A 5,593-nucleotide genomic window follows, 5' to 3' on the forward strand; every position below is an offset into this window, starting at 1 on the left:
CGGGGGGCTTTGCGGCCGGTGCTGCGGTCGGGTCCGGTGCCGATGTCGTTCGCGCAGCAGCGGTTGTGGTTCATCGATCAGTTGGAGGGTGCCGGCAGCACGTACAACATGCCGGTCGGCTACCGCCTGACGGGCAGCCTGGACGTGGATGCCCTGCATGCGGCGTTGTCGGATGTGGTGGCGCGGCACGAGAGTCTGCGGACCGTGCTGCGTGAGATCGACGGGCAGCCGATGCAGGTCGTCCTGCCGGCCGAGCCGATCACGCTGCACCGTACGGCGATCGAGGGCAGGGACCTCAACGAGTTGCTTCAGGAGCTCGCCGGCCGGGTCTTCGATCTCGCCCACGAGCCGCCGCTCCGCGTGCACCTGATCGACCTCGGCCCCGGCGAGTGGGCCCTCCTGCTGTTGTTCCACCACACCGGCAGCGACGGCGAGTCCATGACCCCCCTGCGGCGTGACCTGGCCGAGGCCTACCGGGCGCGGCTCGCCGGCGAAGCACCCGACTGGCAACCCCTGCCGGTGCAGTACGCCGACTACGCGGTGTGGCAGCGCGAAGAGCTGGCCCGCACCATCGACGCGCAGGCCGAGTTCTGGCGTGCGGCCTTGGCGGATCTGCCGGTGGAACTGGAGTACCCGACCGACCGGGCGCGCCCGGCGATGGCCAGCGGCCGCGGTCAGGGCTTCGCCGTAGAACTCGACGCCGGGTTGCACGCGGCGATGCTGGAGTTGTGCCGGCGCACCGGCACCACCATGGTGATGCTGGGTCATGCGGCGCTGGCGACAGTGCTGACGCGGCTGGGTGCCGGCACCGACATCCCGATCGGTACCCCGGCGGCGGGGCGTAGCGATGAGCAGCTCGACGACCTGATCGGGTTCTTCGTCAACACGTTGGTGCTGCGGACCGACACCAGTGGTGATCCGACCTTCGCCGAGCTGCTGGAGCGGGTGCGGGAGACCAGCTTGGCGGCGTACCAGCACCAGGACATCCCGTTCGACCGGATCGTCGAGGCCGTCAATCCGCCCCGGTCGCCGGGACGTAACCCGTTGTTCCAGGTCATGCTCCAGGTCGACGCCGGCACGGACCTCGTGCCCGAGCTGCCCGGGCTCTCGGCGTACCCGCTGCCCGAGGAGCAGCGGACGGAGATGTTCGACCTGTCGTTCGACCTCCAGCCGGCGACGAGCGTGGACGGAACCCCCGGGCCGCTGCGCCTGCTGACCGGCTTCGCCACCGACCTGTTCGACGAGCCCTCGGCACGGCTGATCACCGAGCGGCTGATCCGGGTGTTGCGTTGCGTCGTGGCCGACGCGGATCTGCCCCTCGGCGCGATCGAGCTGATGGGCGAGGCGGAGCTGCGCCGCACGCTGGTCGGCTGGAACGAGACCGCGGCACCGGAGGCGCTGCGCACGGCGCTGGTTCCGGAGCTGTTCGCGGCGCAGGCGAGTCGGACCCCGCAGGCCGTCGCGCTGGTGGACGAGGGGGTCGAGGTCACGTACGCGGAGCTGGAAGCGCGGGCGAACCGTCTGGCGCGCATGCTTGTCGCCCGCGGCGCCGGACCCGAGGCCGCCGTGGCGGTCTGCGTCCCCCGCGGTCCCGAGCTGGTGACCGCCCTGCTCGCGGTGCTCAAGGCCGGTGCGGCGTACCTTCCGCTCGACGCCGACTACCCGGCGGACCGGACCGCGTACATGATCGAGGACTGCCGGCCGGTGTGTGCCGTCGCCGTCGAGGAGACGGTGCCGAGCCTCGCCGCCGCGGTGCCGACCGTGGTGCTCGACGCGCCCGCCACCGCCGACGAGTGGAACCGCGCTTCCGCCGAGCCGGTCACCGACGAGGACCGGCCGGCTCCGCTGCGCGCCGCCCATCCCGCGTACGTGATCTACACGTCCGGCTCCACCGGCCGGCCCAAGGGGACCGTGATCCCGCACTCCGCGATGGTCAGCCAGGTGCGGTGGGTACGGGACTTCTTCGCGCTCGGCCCGGACGACCGGCTGGTCCAGTTCTCGTCGGTGAGCTGGGACCCGCACGTGGAGGACATCTACCCGATCCTCATCTCGGGCGGCTCCCTGCTGGTGCCGCGGGATCCCGCCGGTCAGCTGCCCGAGCTGATGCGCCGGCCGGTCGGCGCGGCGCTCACCATGATCGGGCTGCCGACCGGGTACTGGCACGAGCTGGTGGCGGCCGGTGACGCGATCGCGTGGCCGGAGCGCCTCCGGGTCGTCAACGTCGCCGGCGAGGCGATGCGCCAGCATTCGGTGGAGCTGTTCCTGGACCACCCCGGCGACCGGGTGCTGCTGTCGAACACGTACGGCCCCACCGAGGTCACCGTGAACTCCACGGCGACGTTCGTATCCACCGCTGACCGCGACGACCCGCCGATCGGCCGGCCCGTGTGGAACACCCGCGCGTACGTCCTGGACGCGGCGCTCCGGCCGGTGCCGGCCGGTGTGCCGGGCGAGCTCTACCTGGCCGGCACCCAGCTGGCCCGCGGCTACCACAACCGGCCGGACCTGACCGCCGAGCGGTTCGTGGCCTGCCCGTTCGAGTCCGGCGGCGAGCGGATGTACCGCACCGGGGACCTGGCGCGGTGGAACGCCGACGGCACGCTCACGTTCCTCGGCCGGGCCGACGACCAGGTGAAGATCCGCGGTTTCCGGATCGAGCCGGGCGAGGTCCAGTCGGTCATCGAGACGCACGCTCAGGTGGTTCAGGCCGCGGTCGTGGCACGCCAGGACCGTCCCGGCGACACCCGGCTGGTCGCGTACGTGGTTCCCGCCGCGGCCGGCGCCGAGGGGCTGGAGGCGGGCGTCCGCGACCACGTGGCCGCCGTGCTGCCGGAGTACATGGTGCCCGCGGCGGTGATGGTGCTGGAGCGGCTGCCGCTGACCTCGAACGGCAAGCTGGACCGCAAGGCGTTGCCGGCCCCCGACTACACGGCGGGCGCCGCCGTGGTGCGGGGTCCGGGTAACCCGCGGGAGGAGATCCTCTGCGGGCTGTTCGCCGACGTGCTCGGTGTGCCGCAGGTCGGTGTCGACGACAACTTCTTCGACCTCGGCGGACACTCGCTGCTGGGCACCCGGCTGGTGTCGCGGGTGCGTACGGTCTTCGGCGTCGAGCTGTCCGTGCGGGTCGTCTTCGAGGCGCCGACCGTGGCGCAGCTGGCGTCCCGCCTGGACGGTGCCGAGTCCGCCCGTCCGGCGTTGGTGCCGATGCGGCGTGCCGGTGCGGTGCCGATGTCGTTCGCGCAGCAGCGGTTGTGGTTCATCGACCGGTTGGAGGGTGCGAGCAGCACCTACAACCTGCCGGTGAGCTACCGCCTGACCGGTTCCCTGGACGTCGAGGCCCTGAGCGCGGCGTTGTCGGATGTGGTGGCGCGGCACGAGAGTCTGCGGACAGTGCTGCGGGAGGTGGACGGGCAGCCGGTGCAGGTGATCCTGCCGGCCGAGCCGGTGACGGTGCACCGGGCGTCGGTGCCGGATCGGCTGGCCGAGTACGTCTTCGACCTGGCGGCCGAGGCGCCGCTGCGGGTCACCTTGGTGGAGGTCGGCCCGGACGATCACGTGTTGATGCTGTTGTTCCATCACAGCGGCGCCGACGGTGAGTCCGAGGGTCCGCTGCGGCGTGATCTCGCCGAGGCCTATCGGGCCCGTCTCGCCGGTCACGCTCCGGACTGGCTGCCATTGCCGGTGCAGTACGCCGACTACGCGCTGTGGCAGCACCAGCTGCCGATCGAGGCGCAGGTGGAATTCTGGCGGTCGGCGCTGGCGGATCTGCCGGTGGAGTTGGAGTATCCGACCGATCGGCCCCGCCCGGCGGTGGCCAGCGGACGCGGTCAGGGCTTCACTGTGGAGCTGGGCGCCGGGCTGCACGCGGCGATGCTGGAGTTGTGCCGGCGTACCGGCACGACCATGTTGATGGTTGCGCACGCGGCGTTGGCGACCGTATTGACTCGGCTGGGTGCCGGGACCGACATCCCTATCGGTACGCCGGCGGCCGGGCGCAACGATGAGCAGCTCGACGACCTGATCGGGTTCTTCGTCAACACGCTGGTTTTGCGGACCGACACCAGCGGGAACCCGACGTTCGTCGAGTTGCTGGAGCGGGTCCGCGAGAGCAGTCTGGCGGCGTACAACCACCAGGACGTGCCGTTCGACCGGATCGTCGAGGCCCTCAACCCGCCGCGTACGCCGGGCCGCAACCCCCTCTTCCAGATCCTGCTCCAGGTCACCGCGGACGCCGCCGGCCCCGCCTTCGACCTGCCGGGGCTGGAGGTCACCGAGACCCCCGACTTCACGGGATTGGCCCGCTTCGACTTCACCGTCGACATCGCGGCATCGCGGACGGACGGGATGCCGGGACCGCTGCACGCCGCGGTCACGTTCGCGAGCGATCTGTTCGACGAGGGCACCGTGCGGTCCATGGTCGGCCGGTTCGTCCGGGTCCTGGAGGCCGCGGTCGCCGGACCGGACCGGCACCTCGCCGCCATCGACGTCCTCGACGGTGCCGAGCGCGAGCTGCTCGCCCGCCAGGGCACAGGTCCGGCTCCGGCCGCCCGAGCGCCGGAGCCGTCGCTGCAGGAGGCGTTCCGCCGGCAGGTGCGGCGCACGCCGGACGCGGTGGCCGTGCGCTGCGCCGGCCGCAGCCTCACCTACGCCGAACTCGACGCCCGGGCCAACCGGCTCGCCCAGCGGCTGCTCGCCGCCGGCGCCGGCCCCGACCGGCCGGTGGCGACGCTCATGGATCGCAGCGTGGAGCTCGTCGTCGCGCTCACCGCCGTGCTCAAGACCGGCGCGTGCTACCTCCCGCTCCAGCAGGCGTTCCCGCTCGAGCGGATGAACACCATCATCGCCGAGTCCGGGGCAACAGTGCTGGTGACCGGCGGAGAGCTGCTCGGTGCCGCCCTGCCGGAGGTCGCCACGGTGATCAGCGCCGACGAGGACCTCGGCGGCCCGGCCGGGGACCCCGGTGTCGTCGGCCGCCGGGACCAGCTCGCGTACGTCATCTACACCTCCGGCTCGACCGGCCGCCCCAAAGGCGTGGCCGTCACCCACCAGAACGTCTTCGACCTGCTCGACGACTCGCTCTTCGACTCCGGCACGCACGACCGGGTGCTGATGGTGACGCCGTACGAGTTCGACCCGTCGACCTACATGCTCTGGTACCCGCTGCTGCACGGCGGCACGACGGTGATCGGCCCGGATGCGAACCCCACGGTGGAACAGATCGCGGAGCTCATCCGTACCGAAGAAATCACCGCGCTGGACGTGTCCGCCGGGCTGTTCCGGGTCATCGCCGAGGAACGGCCCGAGTGTTTCGCCGGCGTCAGCGAGGTCTTCACCGGCGGCGACGTGGCCTCCCCGGTCGCCATCCGGCGGGTGCTCGAACACTGCCCGGGCATCCGGGTACGCACCGCGTACGGCCCGACGGAGACCACGCTGTTCGCCAGCACCGCCCGGTGGGACGCTCCGGAGCAGGTGCCGTCGCAGGTGCCGATCGGCCGGCTGCTGGATGGGATGTCGGCGTACGTGCTGGACGATGCGCTGGGTCTGGTGCCGCCGGGTGTGGTGGGCGACTTGTATTTGGCGGGTACGGGCCTGG

Annotated in this window: 1 protein-coding gene; it reads left to right on the forward strand. The window is 71.9% G+C overall.

Annotation, left to right across the window (positions count from 1 at the left end; genetic code table 11):
* Positions 1–42: 42 nt before the first annotated feature.
* The coding region (locus AB0368_RS38390; protein ID WP_366158973.1) for an amino acid adenylation domain-containing protein at positions 43–5,593 on the forward strand (5,551 nt) is incomplete at its 3' end.

The sequence above is a fragment of the Actinoplanes sp. NPDC051475 genome, assembly GCF_040689425.1.
GTDB lineage: Bacteria > Actinomycetota > Actinomycetes > Mycobacteriales > Micromonosporaceae > Actinoplanes.